The organism is Caballeronia sp. DA-9, assembly GCF_051615025.1.
GTDB classification, from domain to species: domain Bacteria; phylum Pseudomonadota; class Gammaproteobacteria; order Burkholderiales; family Burkholderiaceae; genus Caballeronia; species Caballeronia sordidicola.
Map to the genome: position 1 here is coordinate 2,788,520 of NZ_CP195133.1, position 17,916 is coordinate 2,806,435.

Consider the following 17,916-nt stretch of genomic DNA (forward strand, 5'->3'; position numbering starts at 1 on the left):
GGACGCGCGCTTCGTTACCCGCCAAGATAAAGGCGCATGCGGCCAAAGCGCGCTGGTCGACGCGCCCGGCCCGGCGAACCACCTCATGCTTCAATGCGGCCCCGTTTCGGTTCAGGCATCAAACCGCTTTCTGATAAACCGTACCGGATTACCGCCATATACACCCTCTGCTTCCAGTGACCGATGCACCACCGACAGTGGAGTCACCACTGCCGAGCGACCGATGGTCACGCCCATTTGCACAACGCATTTCGATGTGATCCACACCCCGTCTTCAATCACGATCGGCTTGACATGCAGGTCCATGTTCGTCGCGAGATCGTGTGAACCGGTTGTGAGAAACGCGTCTTGTGAGATGCAGACATTCGAGCCAATACGAATCGATGTCTGGTTGTAGATCCACGCATTCACGCCGAACCAGCAGTTGTCACCCACTTGCAGATTCCACGGCGCTTTCACGCGGATCGGGTGCGGCATGCGGCAACCCGTGCCAATGCGCGCGCCAAAGCGGCGCAGCAGCCAGACACGTATGGCGGACACCGGTATGAATTTGTTATTGATGATTGCGGCTTCAAGGAAGAACCACACAAGCTCTATAAGCGTGCTGCGCTTCGCTACGTAATTGCCCTTGCCCGCAAGGCTAAGATCAATGACCCGCGCGCCGCCGTCCGATTGGGCCGATACAGCGCCCGGCGCAGCGTTGCGAACGCCCGCATCCCTGGCAACATCTTCTTCAATGCAATGTTCGTCGATTGTTCTGTGCATGATTGCCGGCCCCCGAGCCCGTAGCGGCGAATGCATTGCAACGCCGCATGAAACCGATTATGGGCGATGAGTGCTGTGGTTCTCGTGTGCCAGCCCACTAATGGCCGCAAGGGAAAGACTTTTGGCGGCATCCGCATGACCGCCCCACGAAAGATTTGCTACCTTGAAACAAGGGGTGCCAGCCGCTCGACAGCGCTGCAACTTTGGGATAACAATCAATCTTCATATCGGCGATACATCGGAGTGCGTCATGAAATCATCCATTCACCGGCTGGCCTGTCGTCATGTATTGCATCGCGTATTGGCGATGCTTGTTGCTGGTGCAGCGTGGTCCATGTTGCCATGCGCCCATGCTGCCGCAGGCGACGCGGGCGCGCGCGACTATGCCGCTGAAGACAAGTTATTGGGAGGTCCCTCTTCGTACGCAGGGTATGCCGACCCCTACGGCCAGGCGCCGAACGCCAACGGCAACGGAGCCAAAAACGGTGCGAAGCAAGGCGCCGCCACCACTTCCGCCGAGAACATGATGAACAACAACGCAGACCCGGCGCAGACCAACGCGTCATTCGTCAAGCCGGGCACGGTCGTCATGAAGCGCGGTGCGCGCGTGCGGGACGCCAACGGGAAGCTGGTTGCGACGCCCGACGCCGCTGCCCAGTCGGTATACGGCGCGAACGGCGTGAAGGCCGCGAAGAAACCGCTGGAAATCTACAAGTCACCTTACTGAAATCGAAAACGAGCTGCGCCAAAGGAAAAACCGCCCGGCAACGTATGCATCGGGCGGCTTGCAAGAGAGCCGTATGGTTTGGCAATGCTTCAATCGATCTTCTCGATCTCCACCATCGTCACCGCAGCACTCGCTTTGGGCGTGGCAGCGGCCCCTGAATTTCCCGTCTTGACGTCCATGCGTTCCACCGCATGCGCGCCCACCCGGTCGCCCGCACGGTCTCCTCTGAGTGCTCGCAGCTTGTCGTCAAGCCGTCCCAATACCCACGCCGGCGACAAATGCAGTTCCGCGAAAACACGGCCTTCAGCGCCAAGCGCCGCACGTTGTTCCGGGTTGGCCACCAGTTCTTCGATAGCAGCCGCCAACGCATCCACGTTCTCGGGCGGCACGACTACGCCACGCGTCGAAACCACGTTGTACAGTTCCGTGCCCGGACGCGCCATTGCAATCACTACGCGGCCGCTGGCGAACATGCCCGTGAGCTTGGACGGCATCACGAGATCCGCGGCATCACCGCGTTGCGGGAGGACGTGGATATCGGCGAGATTGAGGAGTTCGTTGAGCCGCTCGACCGGCTGCAGTGCGATGAACCGGCAATTGCTCAGGCTCTCGCAGCATTTCTCCAGATCGACCTTCGTCGCGCCGTTGCCGCAGAAAACGAACGTGATGTCATCGCGTTTGGCAAGCGCCTGCGCCGCGCCGGCAAGCACTTCCAAGCCCTGCTTCGATCCCATGTTGCCCGCGTACAGAACAACTTTTGCGTGCTCCGGAATGGCAAGTTCATCGCGAAACTTGTTCGGGCGCTGCATTGGATAGATCGCGCTGATGTCGACCCAGTTCGGCAACCGGAAGATCCTGGAAGACGACACGCCCTTGGTCATCGCACGCTCGATCATCTTGTCGGAGATCGTGGAAACCATGTCGAAGCGACGCAGCAACACGCGCTCCATGAATCGCGCGATCCGCCCAGCGCGTTCGCTCTTCAGCAAACCAAGTTCGAACGCTGCATCTACTTCGAAATCCTGAATATGCAGCCACGAATGAGCGCCGGTCATTCTTGCGAGCATCAATGCGGCAGGCGCGTTGAGCATGGTCGGCGCGATGGTCATTACCACGTCGGGACGCCACCATGCCTGCTTCAGGAGCGCGGGCAATGAAGCCGCCGCAAACGAAGCAAGATGAATCATGCGCTTGAGACCACTCGGATGTGCAGGTACCCACAAAGGCGCACGCCAGATCCGCACATGATTGCGCGTTTCGCACGCGTTGCGCCATGCCGAATAGTCCTTGGCAATTTTCCATTCCGGATAGTACGGAGGCGCGCACACGACATGAACTTCGTGGCCGTGCTGCTGCAGCGTCTCCGCCATCTCGGCGGTGTACTTGCCCGTACCCGTCAGCTCGGGCGCGTAGTTCAGCCCGTAGATTAGGATTCTCATCGTGCCTCCACTTTCGCCGGACAAGCGCAATCCGGCGAAACGGATTTATGCAAACATCACTCACGGGATTAGCCGCGGCGCGCGTGCGCCGCGGGGACCATGCGTGGCTCTCTTGGTTGTTGGAGTGAAAATAGAAGCGGTTGCCGCAGTCAGTCGCTGAGCATCATTGCGCAGCCCCTTGCAATGTTTGCAGCCGCCGAAGGCGGATCGAAACGCTGGATCACATCCATGCAGCGCCTGGCCGTCCCGGCCGTATCGGCGAACGCTTCAATGGACTTGAGCATCGTGCGCTGCAAGGCAGGCACGTCGCCGGCCGGAAATGCATACCCCGATACACCATCGATCACCAGCTCGGGCACGCATCCGCAACTCTCGCTCACAATCGACGGGCAGCCATGGCTCAACGCCTCGTTGACAACGAGACCCCACGGTTCGCTCATGCTTGGCAACACCATGCAGGTCGCGCTGAAGTACTCGACCGAGAGCGGCTCGTCCTGCAGGCTGCCAAGAAACGTGATCGAATCCGTGAGGCCCAGGTCCGCTACCTTGGCCTTGAGTTCGTCGCCCATTGGACCGGTGCCGACAATGCGCAGCAAGGCGTCGGGAATGCGTTCTTTCAAGCCCCTGAATGCCTCGATCAGCGTGCCAATACCCTTCTCCGGCGACAAGCGTCCCACGTAGACAAAGATAGGCTTGGACCCGGCCCGGTAATGCATCCGGTCCGACAGCGCGCGCTCGGGCGAGAACGATCGCGGCAGCGCCGCGGCCTGGCAGGGGATAAAAATCTTCTCCTGCTTCGCGCCGAGCGACATCAGGTATTCGCGGCTGCGTTCCCCGAAGCCGAAATAGCCGTCGCAGAGCGAGAAGAACACGCGCTTCGGAATCGATGTAATCATCTTGCGTGGCCGGTCACGTCCGGTGGAATCGCAGAACACCGCGCGCCGCTTTCCCGTCAGGATGCACGCGGCCATCATTGCCCAGTATTCGGGACGGTGATAACCGGGCAGCACGACAAGATCGGTCTTCGCCTTCAGCACTTCCCAGGTGAGGCGCGCCGTCATGCGCCAGGTCGGCACGTCTTCATAGCAGCCGTTGTAGAGCTTGCGCATCGGGTAGCTGTGGAACGAATAATCCACGTCCGAGAAACCAATGCGGTCGTGCTCGGTATCGGCGATCTGGACCATCGAATACTTGATCGACCCCGAGCCCGAAATGTTGTGCAGCGCGGACAAAACAGCCCCTTTGTGCCGCGACCAGACGACATTATGGAAAATGGTGACCGTTGCATTCATGTTCTAATTATCCCTATTGATAGCGTGTGCTTCACGAGGCATGAGGCGCTGCCGTCCCCGTGTCATGCGTGAGCCGGCTGCCGGCTCAGCGCCTCGTAGTGCTGCAGGAAGTCCTGATAGGTTGCGCGTATGCCTTGCTCGAGCCCCGTAGATGCAAGCCATCCCATGTTGCCGAGCTTCGACACATCAAGCAGCTTTCTCATCGTGCCGTCGGGTTTGCTTGCGTCGAATACCAGTTCGCCTTCGAAGCCCACCACGCGACAGACCGTTTCAGCAAGTTCGCGAATGGACAGGTCTTCGCCCACGCCCACGTTGAATACGCCTTCATCGTGTGCGCTTTCCATCAGGAACACGGCAGCGCCGGCCAGATCATCCACATGCAGGAATTCACGGCGCGGCGTGCCCGAGCCCCATACGGTCAGCGTGCTTTCGCCATTGAGCTTCGCCTCATGCGCCTTGCGGATCAGCGCCGGCAGCACATGGCTGCTCTTCAGATCGTAGTTGTCGTTCGGGCCGTAAAGATTGGTCGGCATCAGCGAGATGAACTTGCAACCGTATTGGCGGTTGTAAGCCTCGCAGAGCTTCAAGCCCGCGATCTTCGCAATGGCATATGCCTCGTTGGTCGGCTCCAGCGCCGAGGTCAACAGATACTCTTCCTTGATCGGCTGCGGGCAGGCCTTCGGGTAAATGCACGACGAGCCGAAGAACACCAGCTTCGATACATTCCAGCGGCATGCCGCATGGATCACGTTCGTTTCGATGGTGAGGTTTTCATAGATGAACGATGCGGGCAGCGTCGAGTTCGCGAGAATGCCGCCGACCTTCGCCGCCGCGAGCAGCACCACGTCTATGCTTTCCTTCTCGAAGAACATGTTCACGCCGACCTGGTCTGTCAGATCGAGCTGCGAATGCGTGCGCGTGATGATGTTGCGATACCCCGCGTCGGTGAGCCGGCGCACGAGCGCAGAACCCACCATGCCCCGATGACCCGCTACGAAAATGCGTGCGTTTTTGTCCATGATCTCTTACTCGTGGTGTTCAAGAGCTTTGAATCCAGCCATCGTGACGAGCGCGTCACGCCGTGCGATCTGATAATCCGAACGAACCATCTCCTTGACGAGCGAGGAGAAGGTTGTCGTCGGACGCCAGCCAAGTTTTGCATGTGCCTTTGAAGGGTCGCCGAGCAAGGTTTCGACTTCGGTCGGGCGGAAATAGCGCGGGTCGACACGGACGATCACGTCGCCCTTGACGAGCTTTGTTTCGCGCCCCTCGACCCGATCCACAATACCCACTTCATCCACGCCCTTGCCTTCGAAACGCAGGTGTACGCCCAGCTCCGCGGCCGCCTGCACCACGAAATCCCGCACGCTGTGCTGTTCCCCGGTTGCGATCACGAAATCTTCGGGCTTGTCCTGCTGCAACATCAGCCATTGCATCTCGACGTAATCGCGCGCATGACCCCAGTCGCGCAGCGCCGAAAGATTGCCGAGATACATGTTCTCCTGCATGCCGACGGCAATGCGCGCCATAGCGCGCGTGATCTTGCGCGTGACGAAGGTCTCGCCGCGCACCGGCGACTCATGGTTGAACAGGATGCCGTTGCACGCGTACATGCCATACGCCTCGCGATAATTCACCGTCATCCAGTACGCGTAGAGCTTCGCAGCCGCATACGGGCTGCGCGGATAGAACGGCGTGGTCTCGCGTTGCGGAGACTCCTGCACGAGCCCAAAGAGCTCGGACGTCGACGCCTGATAAAACCGCGTCCGCTTTTCCATGCCAAGAATGCGGATCGCTTCGAGTATGCGCAGTGCGCCAAGACCATCGGCGTTCGCCGTGTATTCGGGTTCTTCGAACGACACCTGCACGTGGCTCTGCGCACCCAGGTTATAGATCTCGTCGGGCTCGGTACGCTGCACGATATGCATGATGCTCGAGGTATCCGTCAGGTCTCCGTGATGCAGCACGAACTTCGGGCCATCCTCATGCGGATCGCTGTAAAGATGGTCGATGCGGTCCGTGTTGAAAAGCGAGCTACGGCGCTTGATGCCGTGTACCTCATACCCTTTTTCCAACAGCAGTTGAGCCAGGTAGGACCCGTCCTGTCCAGTCACGCCGGTAATCAAAGCGACCTTGTGTTTCATCTTGTGCCTCTCGTCTTTCTCGGTGAAAGTGGCGCGTCCCGCGCGCCGCGGCGTCATTGTGTCCAGGGCATCACTCGGGGATGCTCTCGTAGCCGTAGTAGTTGGTATAGGAACTGCCCGACATCAGTTTCGATTGCGGTACGTCAGTGAGAAGCACGCCCTTCATGTTCACGCCGCCGTGCTGCAAGCGCTTCATGGTTTCGCCAATCTCTTCAACCTGGTTGCGGCCATGGCGCACCACGAGCAGGCTCGTGCCGGCGTGCTTGCCGATCACGGTCGCGTCCGTGACAGCGAGCACCGGCGGGGTATCGATGATGACGAGGTCGTACTTGTGCTTCAGGAACTCAAGCACTTCGTGCATGCGATCGCTCATCAGGAGTTCCGACGGATGCGACGGCAGCGAGCCCTTCGTCAGCAAGTCCACGCCCGGCAGCACGTCGTGCAGCACGGCCGCTTCAATATCCGAACCCATCAGCACATCCGACAAGCCCGGCATGTGACGCACGCCGAAATGCGAGTGCACGTCGCCACGACGCATGTCGCCGTCGATCAGCAGCACGCGCTTGCGGGTCGATGCAACCAGCGTCGCCAGGTTGACCGAGAGGAATGACTTGCCGGCATCCGGACGCGAACCCGTGAGCATCACCACGTTGTTGCGCGCGTCGGCCATCTGCAGTTGCAGCGAGGTACGCAGGCCGCGAATTCCTTCCACCGCGGCGTCTTCCGGCGAGGTCGCGGCAAGCACATGCAGCCCTTGGGTGCGCGAACCGACCTTCTGCTGCAGGCGAAGCTGCTGGTTGCTGCGCGGCACAATGGCGAACACACGCACGCCGAGCCGGTTTTCAATTTCTTCCGGACGCTCCACGCCGCCGAACAGCGACTTGCGAATGAAGGCCACGATGATGCCCAGCACCAGGCCCGTGCCCAGACTGATCAGGATCACGATCAGGCGCTTCGGACGCACGGGGTCGTCGGCGGCTTCGGCAAAATCGACCACGCGCACGTTGCCTACTTGTCCCGCCTTGGCAACCCGCAATTGCTGCGCGCTGTTCAGGAGATTCGTATAGAGCTCGGTGTTCACGCGCACGTCACGCAAGAGGCGCAAGGCGGTCTGCTCGGTATCGGGCAGCACGGAGACGTTCTTCGTGAGCGAACCTTGCGCGGCTTGCAGCGCGCCGATCTGCGCATCGAGTGCCGCCACGGACGGATGGTTCGCCGTGAAGCGCTGCGAAAGTTCGGCGCGTTGCTGTTGCAGGTCCATCAGCTTCGTCTTGTTGTCGACGACTTGCTGCAGCAGCAGGCGGCTTTCTTCGCCGAGATCGACCGTGCCCTGCTTGTTGCGGAACGTGTTGTACTTCTGCTCGGCCTGATCGAGTTGCGCGCGCAGTTCCGGCAATTGCTGCTCGAGGAACGCCAGCGTCTTGCCGGCTTCCGCGGAGCGCGTATCCATGTCTTGCTGGACGAAGCGGCGCGCGATGTTGTTCACGATCTGTGAAGTCAGCTTCGCGTCATGACCTTCGAGACTCAACGCAATGATGCCGGACTGCAGCGTTGTCTCGGCTACTGTCAGGCGCTTTTGCAACGCGTCCACGGTGCCGAGCGTCGATGCACGCGACAGTTCGAACTTCGCGCCCGGTTCGCCCGTCATCTGCTCCACCAGCAAGCTCACCGGACCCAGCGCGCTTGCGCCGTTCGCTTCCTGGCCGACCTTGCCGTTCAGGATCGCGATGCCGTCAGGGTCGCTGAGCACGTAGCTGCCGCCTTCGCCGGCGGTGAGAATGTAGGTCTTGTCGTAGGCTTCTTTTGGTGTGTCGAACTTCGGCACGGAGATGCTTTCGTTGCCCCACGCAAAGCCCGACAGCCAGCTCACCGGCGCCTGACCGTTGCGCGCCCCGAGAATGTCGCCAATCAGGCCGCCGACAATCGGGAAGTAGCGAGGACGCGCCGTGATATCCAGATGCAGCTTGTTGACCGTATCCTCGACCACTAGCCGCGAGCGCAACAGCTCGATCTCGGCGGCGGTCGTCGACTTCGCGTCGAACATCTGCGACACGGTCTGCACCGCGTTCGCATTGTTATTGTTGTTATTTCCCGCGTTGCTTTCGGTGACCTGGATCATCGCATCGGCGCGATACACCGGCGGCGCGATGAACGCGTACGCCGTGCCGAGCAGGACCACTGCGAGCGTGACCATGACGATGATCCGCCAGCTTCCCAAGATGGCCGCCAGGTAATCGGACAAGCGCAGCTCGTCCCCCGTCGACACCACATCCGCATAGCGGTTTTCAAAATTGATGGCCATTTTTGTCGCTCACTCAAACGATCACACGATCAAACGAAACGCGCCGGCGCCTTTTGAAAGGCATGGCGCCGGACGCTGCTTCCAGAACTACTTGGTAACGATCGCGGCAGTCAGGCCCGCGTTGATGGCTGGCAGGAACAGGTTCAACACGCGGTTCGCACGGACCAAGCCACTGTTATCGACGTAGACAATGTCCTTCGATTCCAGCGGGAACTGGTTCGCAAGCAGCATGGAAACCGGCGAGCGCGCATCGAGCCGGTAAATAACCGGCGTGTCGCCCGCGGTCGAGCGCAGCACGAACAGTTGCTTCGGATTCGACGTTTCCTGGTTGAGCTGGCCCGCTTGCGCAAGCGCCTCGGCAAGCGTGAGCGTGCCATCGCGCAGCGGCGGTACAGGCGCCGGCTTGTTGACTTCGCCCATCACGTAGACCGTGTTGTCTTCGCGCGCATCCACATGCAGCATGTCGCCGGGTTGAAGCATGATGTCGGCCGGGTTCTTGCCGTTCTTCATCATCTGTGCGACGTTGACCGGGTAGGCCGTGCCGTTGCGGGTGATCGTCACGCGGCTTTGATCGGCGGTCGGTGCAAAGCCACCGGCGCGGTTCACTGCTTCGGTGAGGGTCATCGGAATGTCGTTCACGGTCTGAGCGCCAGGTGCGCGCACATCGCCATCCACATAAACCTGCGACGACCGGAAAGACGCTACCCGAACCGTGACCTGCGGCTTCACGAACACCTTGCTCAGCTCGGAATAGATTTCGCGCTGGATCTGTTCAGCGGTCTTGCCGGATGCGTGGATTGCACGGTTCACATACGGGAACTGCACGTTGCCTTCGCTATCCACCACGAAACCGGGCGCTGCGTCCGACGCCTTCGTGTTCTGCGCCGGCTGGCCGAGCGCCGCCGCGAGTTCCGGGTGATCCCACACCGTGATCTGCAAAACGTCGCCCGGTCCGAGCTTGTATCCGGTCGCCTTCGCGAACAGATTCAACTGGCTGGCCGTCTTGTCCATGTTCTTCTGGTCCGCGCGAATCTGGCGGATCAGCGTCAGGTCGATTTGCTTGATCGGAATCTGGATGTCGCTTGTCGTGTCGCCGTTGTCGGCGCTCGTGACAGGCAACGCGGCCGGTTCGATCATGTGCTGGCCCGGAGCCAGCGAGCATGCGGACAGCATGGCGGCGATCGCGAGGCAAAGGGCCACACGCGTTCCAGGCACGGCATGGCTGTTCTTGTTCGGCGCCGTGGCACCGGATATTTGTTGGCTGTTCATGTTGTCGTCCCCTGCTTCAATAAGCGTTGGTGTGGCGCAAACCTTTGAAGATCGTCGCAAAGATAATTTTCATATCGAGTCCGAACGACCAGTTACCCAGGTAATACAGATCGTGTGCAACGCGTCCCTCCATTTTTTCGATGCGATCAGTCTCGCCGCGAAATCCGTTGACCTGGGCCCAGCCGGTAATACCGGGCTTGATCCGGTAGCGATGGATGTAACCCGAAACGACCTTCTGATATAGATCGTCGTGCTCCAGTGCATGCGGGCGCGGTCCCACCACCGACATGTCGCCGCGCAGCACGTTGAAGAATTGCGGCAACTCGTCAAGACTCGTGCGGCGCAGGAAAGCGCCTACGCGTGTGATGCGTGGGTCATCGCGCGTTGCCTGCCGCAACTCGCCCTGCTTCTCCACGTGCATGCGCATGGAGCGGAACTTGTAGATGCTGAAGACGCGGCCATCGGCGCCTTTCCTGCGCTGCTTGAAGAACACAGGACCTGGTGAGCTGAGCTTCACTGCAATCGCGCAGCCGATCATGACCGGCGCCACGGCAATCAACGCGGCGACAGCAAACGCGCGATCGAAGATTTCCTTTTGCATCAGCGCATTCGGCGGCAACGGCGACGCGGCGAGGTTGATCGTCGGTACGCCAAGCAGGTTCGTCACGCTGCCTTCGAAAAGCGAAAGCGTGCGTACGTCCGGCATGAAACGAATATTGATGAGGTCGTTGCGGAATTCGTCGACGAGCTTGAGGATCGTGCGTTCTTCAGTCAGCGGCAGCGCAAGCCACACTTCGCGCACGTTCTGCGTGCGGACATAGTTGGCGAACGCTTCATGTTCTTCGAACACCGGCACGCGAGTATTCATGTTCGCACCGGTCTGGACGTTGTAAGCGGCAGTCGCACGGAAACCCGCGGCCGGCGCCATGTCGATCTTGCGCACGATCTCGTCGCAGTGTTCGCCGCAGCCGGCGACCGCAACCTGCTTCAGGTTCAGGCCCGCGTTGCGAACCCGGCCGAGCACCGTATGCGTCACCATGCGGCCCGCGATCATTCCGGCGCCCGCCATGCCGGTCCAATACACGAACCAGAGGCGGGACACGAAGTCGATCCGGTGGAGCGAGAACATCAACACCATCGCGCATGCCTGCACGATGAGCCAACTCAGCGCGACCTGTCCGGCGAGTGCGCCTTTGGAACGCCCACGCCAGGATTCGTAGACGCCCAGCGCAGGAAACACAGCAAGCGAAAACGCCGCCGCGAAGGCCACGAACGCCAGGTAGAAACTGCGCTGCGATGCATCGTCGAAACGGATTTGCGACGCCACCAGCGCGCCCGCCACGATCATCGCGACGTCGAACAGTCTCGCCAGCAAGTTGGTCATTACGCGCATTTTTATTCTCCCCGAACCGCTCAAATCTTTTGCTTGACGGTTAATTAACTGCACCGGCCATACTTGTCGTCAAATCTGACGATGTCGTCTTCGCCGAGGTAGGTCCCTGACTGCACTTCAATGATTTCAAGCGGCACGCGACCCGGGTTTTCCAGGCGATGACGCACGCCGAGCGGGATGTAGGTCGATTCGTTTTCGCTCAGCAGAAACTCTTCTTCTCCGCGTGTCACGAGCGCCGTGCCGCTGACAACGACCCAGTGCTCGGCGCGGTGGTGATGCATTTGCAGCGACAGGCGCGCACCCGGATTCACCACGATGCGCTTGACCTGGAAGCGTTCGCCATGATCGATGGAGTCATAGAAACCCCAAGGACGGCGAACCTTTCTATGTGTATCGGCTTCGGGCGCTTTCTCACGCTTGATCCGCGACACGAGACCCTTGATGTCCTGCACGCGCGAGCGGTCAGCCACCAGAACAGCGTCGTCGGTCTCCACCACGATCAGGTTGTTCGTTCCCACGCACGCCACCAGCCGCCCACCTTCAGACCGCGCATAACTCGCGGTTGCCCCTTCGAACAAGACCCGGCCGCTTGCCGCATTGCCGTCTTCGTCCTTGTCCATTGCGTCCCAGACCGCGTCCCAGGAACCCAGATCGGACCAGCCGGCTTCAAGCGGCACGACCACGCCCATGAACGGCGAATCGGGCTTGCCCAGATGCTCCATCACCGCATAGTCGATGGAGTCGGAAGGCGACTTCTGAAACGAAACAGCGCATGGACGCAAGTATTCGTCAGTGTTATTCGCTTGTTCGTGCGACAAGACACATGCCGCGTACATCTCCGGCTGAAGCTTTTCAAGAGCGGCAAGCCATACCGATGCACGCACGACGAAGATGCCGCTGTTCCACCAATAATTACCGGAGGCGACGTATTGCGTGGCAAGTTCGGCTGCCGGCTTCTCGACAAAGCGATCGATGCAATGCGCGCCGTCATCCAGTGCGTCGCCCAGGCGGATGTAGCCAAAGCCGGTATCCGGCCGTGTCGGCGGAATGCCTAGCGTGGCGATTTCGCCGGATTGCGCGTGACGCGCTGCGGTGTCTATAGCTGCGTGAAGCGCGGGCACATTTGCGATCGCGTGATCGGCCGGCATGGCGACGAGAATCGCGTCCTGGCCGTCGGCGCAGGCAGTGAGTGCGGCAAGCGTGAGTGCGGGCGCGGTGTCGCGCCGCGCGGGTTCGACCACGATGCGCGCGCTCACGCCGCTGTCCCTGATCTGTTCCGCTGTCGCAAAGCGATGTTCGTCACCGCATACGATCACGGGTTCGGCGGCAACATCCCACGCGGAGGGAAAATCCTTCATGCGCAATACGGTCGCCTGCAGCAAGGACTCGGCGCCCACTACGCCAATCAGTTGCTTCGGAAAGTTTTCGCGCGATACCGGCCACAAGCGCGTGCCCGAACCGCCAGCCAGAATCACCTGCACAAGACGCCGGCAGTCGGCCGCGAGACCTTTTTCGCCCATGACCACTGCTCCTTCGTCCTGCCCCGTTTTCGTAATCATTTTAGTAATCCTATATTCCCGAACGTCTTCCCCGGGTGACGCCGTGCATATGCCCTGCACCGGCTGCACCGATAATCCCGCGCGGCTCGCTTTCGAACCGTCTGATATGTCTGTAGTGCTGGTCTCCCTCAGACGCCCGCGTCGCGCCGGCTTTGCATCCGGTATTCGGTTGGCGAAATGAGAAGGCGCTTGCGGAAGATCTTGGCGAGGCGATCGCCGTTGCCCATGCCGCTGCGGCGCGCGATCTTGTCGACCGGCAGTTCGGAATCAGTGAGCAGCGTGCAGGTCACCGCAAGACGCGCTTGCAGCAGATAGTCCGACGGCGTGATGCCCATCTCGATCTTGAAACGGCGCAGGAAGTTGCGCTCGCTCATGGCTGCCACTTGCGCGGCGTCGACCACCGAGATCGGCCGCTCGCAGTTGTCCTGCAGCCAGCGGGCGGCGGCGCGAATCTTGTCGCCGGCGGAAGCCGTGCCGCTGTCGCCGAGCAAGGGGACCAGCTTCGAGGCGGAGCCCGGCATCAGGCGTTCGGCGACACCACGCGCTACATCGACGCCCAGATCGCGCTTGATCATCAGCAGTGCGCCCTTCATGGATTCGTAGCGGTCGCCGGCTTCGCTTGCCTGCTCCTCGCGAACCGCGTTCATCATCGAATGTCCGATGTGAATCTGCGATTCCGCCGCATGGCCGATACCCGCCGCATCGAGCACCTTGCGTCCCTCAGCAATCGACTTGACGAGGGTAGTCTTCGAGTGAACGCGCCGCAGCCACTCGACGATGCGCTCGTCGCCTGCGGCGTTGTCGGCGCCCTTGCCGCCCGCCACGAACAGTGCGTCGAAGCCGCCGTAATGACGCGCGTCGAGCCCATCGGTCCATACGCGTACCGACGACGAACATGCCACGTTACCGCCTTCGACGGAGAGAAACCGTACGTCGTAGTTCCAGTCGTTGCGGGCTTTCAGGACAGCCAGTTCATTTGCAACATGGAAGACTTCCGCGACAATGCCGGCGCCAAGCAAAGAGAATCCGTCGTACAACAGGATCGCGATGCGGCGAATCTCGGCTTGCGTGCTTCTGGGCGCCGGTTGCAGCCAGCCCATTACGGCGGGTTCAAGACTGGCGTAAGGCATGGCATTCCCCTGCGAACTTGTTGAATCCAACATGATTGGATAGTGCGTTCTCATTGCGGTGCATCATAGACACCCTCAAGTTTGATTAGGTTGTCGTGACTGAAAGTAGCGAGATGTTGGCGGAAAAATTCCAGCGTCGCCATTTAAATCCTTTCAGTGCGTGCGGTGCCGATCATTTACCCTTTTTCCAATACGGCCGTTCGTTTTAAACACCGTGAAATTGGGTTGGGTCGTTTGATTTCGAATCCGACATTGCAAGACGAATGCCAATCCAATCCGGTAGCGCATATCGGACAGGGCTGTCAAAACCTGCCAACGTCATACAAATCAATGCTCAGCGCGGTTTCTGGCGGCCCGCGCCACGCGGCTTTCCAGCACCGTGGCGGTCCGCCGCGCGGGACATTCCAGGCGTCGAGCAGCGTAAACGTTTCGTCTATGAAACATCGAAAAAGCCGATTAACGAACCGCTTCGAGAGAAAGCCGTGTTTAAACGCGGCTGAAACGAGGTCATAAAGCGACTTCAAATTAAATTACAAGCTTTGAAGAACGCCTTTAATGTTTTGCCTCAATTAACAACAAGATCGCCGATGGTGCGAAAGCGCACAGACATTCTCTGGCTCGATAAATTCCCTTAAATCGCGTTTCACACAAGTAACGATTTTATTTAATCTTACAAAATGCGGGATATATTTAAAAACCACTACCCGGAGCTAATGGCGCTCGGCTAAATGGGCTGCGTGCGGGGTCGGCAATGCATGTGGCGATCGAGACGCGCGGATGCATGGCGAAAGGAACCAGTCACTTGGCGGTTCGGTCCGCCCCGCCTCAACCAGTTCCATACCAGCTATATTGAACTGGTCTGCCTCCTACCCGTGTGTCGGAATGCTTACCGGCTGTGTGCGGAAACCGCCGCTTAGGGTGTCAGTGCGATTTGATACAGATTAGTTACGCACCATTCCTTACAGTCAGGCCACATTTCGCCACGCCCGATCAGCCATTGAGTCGCGCAATCCCGCCATCCATATGAGGTTCAAGCCCCTATGCAGTGAGCATCCGCCAACGTTCATCGCGATGACTGGCGCGATTGTTTCGCCTCACCTATCCTCAGCGCCATTGGGGAGCCTTGTTGGACGAGGCGCAGCATGTCTTTACACAGGTGCTGCCACTCATGGAGCATCGCTTTTTGCGGCAGTGCGGCATCGAAAGTTTCCGGCTTACGGCATGACGAGGCGCACGGCGTAGAACCCGCCGAAAACGTTTCATTCAGGTAGCACGAAGGTGGCGCGGCAGCACTTTCATCGGTGGAAACACCAATGCTGCGAATTGGACCACCCGGCTTTGATTCTTCGGGGCGTAATGAAAACGACATCAACAACACAGTCGCCGCGTCGGGTTGTAGCGCTGGCTCGCTGCACGAAGATCGCGCTAATTTGCGTCATGGGCCTGGTTGTATCGAGTTGCCGGGGCGAATCGGCAACTGACCAGGATGCGAACACCACGGACGGCTCGGTCAAGATAGACGGCGCATCCTGGACGCCGTGCGCGGCCGAGTACGAGCGCTGCTCATTCGATGGCGCGAGAAAAGTGCTCTACGGCACGCCGGAAAAGCACACGGTCAAGACCTTCAGCGGCGGGACGGGCTGCGACAACGGCGTATTTGACGACCCGGCGCCAGGAGCCACGAAGCATTGCTGGGTCGAAGCGCCGGCGCAAACCGGCGGCCAGCGCAAGGCGAGCTTTGTCGCCGATGCACCGCCGCCCTCCACGCCGCTTGCGATGCAATGCAGCCCTGCCGCCGCGCCGGTCGACATCCCCGGTTCAAGCCCCGAGGCAGACAGCATTGAAGCCGATACGCCCGGCAGCAACGGCACACGCATGTTCGCGTTGCACAAGCCGTTCGAGATCGCGCTGACCACGCGGTCGAAATCCGCCGGGACGCTTGCGTGGCAAATCCAGGATGCGTGGAACACCGTCAAGGCGAGCGGCCGCGTTGCCGTCACGCCTGGCGCACATGTATCGACTATTCGATGCACATCGCAGGCGGCCGGTTACTTCGCCGTCGCGGCACGGCTCGAATCTGGCAACGCTGCGCCGGTGGCGCTTCCTTCGAAGGGCACGCGCCCTGCGGGAATCGCGACCTTCGGCGTGTTGCCCGATCTCTCCGGCGTGTTGCCGGGCGTCACGTACAGGAACGCCGACCTGCACCGCTTCGGCGGCCAGGGCGCGGCCTATTTGCGGCCGGGCCAGTCGTGTTGTTCCGGGGATGGCTACAGGCCGCTTTACACGGACCTCGGCCTGACGTGGGTGAACGACAACCGCAACTGGTACATGACGGAGCCCAAGGCGCCAAACACATTCGACGCCACCGCCGACAACCTCCAGCCCTTCTTCAAACCGGGCGACCTGCTGCGGCTGATCCAGCTCGATGGCATTCCCGGCTGGGCGAACAAGACGGGCAAGGATACGCATAGCTACGCGCCTTCATCGCTTGCCGACTACAGCGCCTATATGAAGCGCGTGGGCGAGGAATCGAACCGCGTGCGCTCGACCGTATTCCCGACGCAATCGAGCAATTACTATCAGGTGAGCTGGGAACCCGATTATGAAGGCGGCCTGCCGTGGCGGGACTCCGACGCCAACCTCGTCGCCATGTACAAGGCGACCTATGAGTCCATCCATGCAACTGATCCGCATGCCGTGGTCATGGGCCTGACGCTGTCGTCGCTCGGGAAGAATGCCGAGTGGCTCAAGCGTCTCGCACCGCTTGGCATTGCCAAGTATCTCGATGGCGTGAGCGCGCACGGTTACTACGACGTCGGCACATCGCCATCTCATCCGCCGGAACGCATGGCGGACAACAGCGATCCGCAAAAGGCCGCGCAAAGCCTGCCCGCGATGATGCGGGCGTTGCGCCACACCATGGCGCGGATGCTCAAACCCGGCGCGAAGCTCTTCATCACGGAGTCCGGAATCAGCTACGACATCGGCACGAAATACGGAAGCGCGACGCCATCGGCGAATGTGCTGTATGCGCAGGGCGCGCTGGTTTCGCGACTGCATCTGATCCTGCTCGGCGAAGGCGCTGACATGAGCTATGTTTTCTATGCAACCGATCCGCCCGAAGTGGGTTATGGCATCTTCTTCGATCTCGTGAACGCCGAAGGCGGCTTCGGCCAGACGCAGATCAGCCCCAAGCCCGCAGCCATGGGCGTGGCTGCAATGACGCGCGCCATAGACGGCACGGTCACGCTCGGCCCCGTGAAGGACACGCCATCCGGCGTCTACGCGTATGCATTCCAGCGGCTGAACGGCGGCAAGGTCGTGACCGCGCTATGGACGCACGACAACGCCGCGTGGCCCGGCGCATCGGGCTTCAGCGCTACGCGTGGCGTACGCTATTCGCTTGCGGTCGATACACCCGGCTCATCGGGATCGGTCACCGTGCTCGACATGATGGGCAATCCGTCGACGCTGCCTTATGCAAACGGCCGCGTCGCGCTGACGCTCACCGAAGCGCCGGTGTACGTGATTTCGCAAAACGCCGACGTGATGAAGCAGAACGTCAACGTGCCCGAAGGGTATGTGGCGAGGTAGCGCTTTGTGCCTGACGGCGTGTCAATGTGTTTCGATAAAGCTGCCCGGTCTTTACGAAAACTCCGACAGATTCACCTCTCGCCGCGCCTTAAATTGGATATCCCCATGACCATTTAGGGCAGCGGCGTGCGCCGTTGTAATTGCATGAACCCACTTGATCCATCGACTGCTTCGGCATCCACAAGCAAACTTCTTCTGGCCATACTCATTGGTTGTTCAACCGTGCTGACCGCGTGCCCGCCCAAGGCGCCTGAAACACCTGACACCACGCGCGTTGAAAGCACGTCGCTCGTGAAGGGCGA

12 protein-coding genes are annotated in these 17,916 nt (G+C 60.2%); 2 read left to right on the top strand and 10 right to left on the bottom strand.

Annotated features, from left to right (window positions below; genetic code table 11):
• Window positions 1-111: 111 nt before the first annotated feature.
• Window positions 112-765, bottom strand: coding sequence for a DapH/DapD/GlmU-related protein (locus ACRWA7_RS29030; RefSeq protein WP_060857042.1), 654 nt, complete (start codon window positions 763-765; stop codon window positions 112-114).
• A gap of 250 nt (window positions 766-1,015) precedes the next feature.
• On the opposite strand from ACRWA7_RS29030, the gene ACRWA7_RS29035 reads away from it, so the two are divergent.
• Complete coding sequence (locus tag ACRWA7_RS29035) at window positions 1,016-1,492, top strand: hypothetical protein (RefSeq protein WP_060857043.1); 477 nt, start codon at window positions 1,016-1,018, stop codon at window positions 1,490-1,492.
• Between the two features lie 89 nt (window positions 1,493-1,581).
• Here ACRWA7_RS29035 and ACRWA7_RS29040 read toward each other — a convergent pair whose 3' ends face one another.
• The 9 genes from ACRWA7_RS29040 to ACRWA7_RS29080 form a co-directional block, all read right to left on the bottom strand.
• Window positions 1,582-2,931 carry a glycosyltransferase WbuB gene (locus tag ACRWA7_RS29040; protein ID WP_063493241.1) on the bottom strand — a complete coding sequence of 450 codons (1,350 nt, stop codon included), beginning with the start codon at window positions 2,929-2,931 and terminating at the stop codon, window positions 1,582-1,584.
• Window positions 2,932-3,080: 149 nt separating this feature from the next.
• Window positions 3,081-4,223 carry a glycosyltransferase family 4 protein gene (locus ACRWA7_RS29045; protein ID WP_060857044.1) on the bottom strand — a complete coding sequence of 381 codons (1,143 nt, stop codon included), beginning with the start codon at window positions 4,221-4,223 and terminating at the stop codon, window positions 3,081-3,083.
• Between the two features lie 62 nt (window positions 4,224-4,285).
• Window positions 4,286-5,242 carry a GDP-L-fucose synthase family protein gene (locus tag ACRWA7_RS29050; RefSeq protein WP_060857045.1) on the bottom strand — a complete coding sequence of 319 codons (957 nt, stop codon included), beginning with the start codon at window positions 5,240-5,242 and terminating at the stop codon, window positions 4,286-4,288.
• A 6-nt stretch (window positions 5,243-5,248) separates the two neighbouring features.
• A complete protein-coding gene (gene gmd, locus ACRWA7_RS29055) occupies window positions 5,249-6,367 on the bottom strand; it encodes a GDP-mannose 4,6-dehydratase (RefSeq protein ID WP_060857079.1) in 1,119 nt (372 codons plus the stop codon).
• 70 nt (window positions 6,368-6,437) lie between these two features.
• Window positions 6,438-8,669, bottom strand: coding sequence for a polysaccharide biosynthesis tyrosine autokinase (locus tag ACRWA7_RS29060; RefSeq protein ID WP_060857046.1), 2,232 nt, complete (start codon window positions 8,667-8,669; stop codon window positions 6,438-6,440).
• A gap of 87 nt (window positions 8,670-8,756) precedes the next feature.
• Window positions 8,757-9,938 carry a polysaccharide biosynthesis/export family protein gene (locus ACRWA7_RS29065; protein ID WP_438393903.1) on the bottom strand — a complete coding sequence of 394 codons (1,182 nt, stop codon included), beginning with the start codon at window positions 9,936-9,938 and terminating at the stop codon, window positions 8,757-8,759.
• Between the two features lie 16 nt (window positions 9,939-9,954).
• A complete protein-coding gene (locus ACRWA7_RS29070) occupies window positions 9,955-11,331 on the bottom strand; it encodes an undecaprenyl-phosphate glucose phosphotransferase (RefSeq protein ID WP_060857047.1) in 1,377 nt (458 codons plus the stop codon).
• Between the two features lie 44 nt (window positions 11,332-11,375).
• Complete coding sequence (locus tag ACRWA7_RS29075) at window positions 11,376-12,851, bottom strand: mannose-1-phosphate guanylyltransferase/mannose-6-phosphate isomerase (protein WP_438396820.1); 1,476 nt, start codon at window positions 12,849-12,851, stop codon at window positions 11,376-11,378.
• 167 nt (window positions 12,852-13,018) lie between these two features.
• Window positions 13,019-14,020, bottom strand: coding sequence for a GlxA family transcriptional regulator (locus ACRWA7_RS29080; RefSeq protein ID WP_060857081.1), 1,002 nt, complete (start codon window positions 14,018-14,020; stop codon window positions 13,019-13,021).
• Window positions 14,021-15,376: 1,356 nt separating this feature from the next.
• Between ACRWA7_RS29080 and ACRWA7_RS29085 the strand changes: the two genes are divergently transcribed.
• Window positions 15,377-17,614, top strand: a complete 2,238-nt coding sequence (locus ACRWA7_RS29085; protein WP_438393908.1) for a hypothetical protein — start codon at window positions 15,377-15,379, stop codon at window positions 17,612-17,614.
• The last annotated feature ends 302 nt before the right edge of the window (window positions 17,615-17,916 follow it).

Coding starts and splice junctions, on each gene's coding strand:
- ACRWA7_RS29080 (WP_060857081.1), bottom strand. CDS start 14,020: ATGCCTTACGCCAGTCTTGAACCCGCCGTAATGGGCTGGCTGCAACCG.
- ACRWA7_RS29035 (WP_060857043.1), top strand. CDS start 1,016: ATGAAATCATCCATTCACCGGCTGGCCTGTCGTCATGTATTGCATCGC.
- ACRWA7_RS29085 (WP_438393908.1), top strand. CDS start 15,377: ATGAAAACGACATCAACAACACAGTCGCCGCGTCGGGTTGTAGCGCTG.
- ACRWA7_RS29070 (WP_060857047.1), bottom strand. CDS start 11,331: ATGCGCGTAATGACCAACTTGCTGGCGAGACTGTTCGACGTCGCGATG.
- ACRWA7_RS29060 (WP_060857046.1), bottom strand. CDS start 8,669: ATGGCCATCAATTTTGAAAACCGCTATGCGGATGTGGTGTCGACGGGG.
- ACRWA7_RS29040 (WP_063493241.1), bottom strand. CDS start 2,931: ATGAGAATCCTAATCTACGGGCTGAACTACGCGCCCGAGCTGACGGGT.
- ACRWA7_RS29075 (WP_438396820.1), bottom strand. CDS start 12,851: ATGGGCGAAAAAGGTCTCGCGGCCGACTGCCGGCGTCTTGTGCAGGTG.
- ACRWA7_RS29065 (WP_438393903.1), bottom strand. CDS start 9,938: ATGAACAGCCAACAAATATCCGGTGCCACGGCGCCGAACAAGAACAGC.
- ACRWA7_RS29050 (WP_060857045.1), bottom strand. CDS start 5,242: ATGGACAAAAACGCACGCATTTTCGTAGCGGGTCATCGGGGCATGGTG.
- ACRWA7_RS29030 (WP_060857042.1), bottom strand. CDS start 765: ATGCACAGAACAATCGACGAACATTGCATTGAAGAAGATGTTGCCAGG.
- ACRWA7_RS29045 (WP_060857044.1), bottom strand. CDS start 4,223: ATGAATGCAACGGTCACCATTTTCCATAATGTCGTCTGGTCGCGGCAC.
- gmd (WP_060857079.1), bottom strand. CDS start 6,367: ATGAAACACAAGGTCGCTTTGATTACCGGCGTGACTGGACAGGACGGG.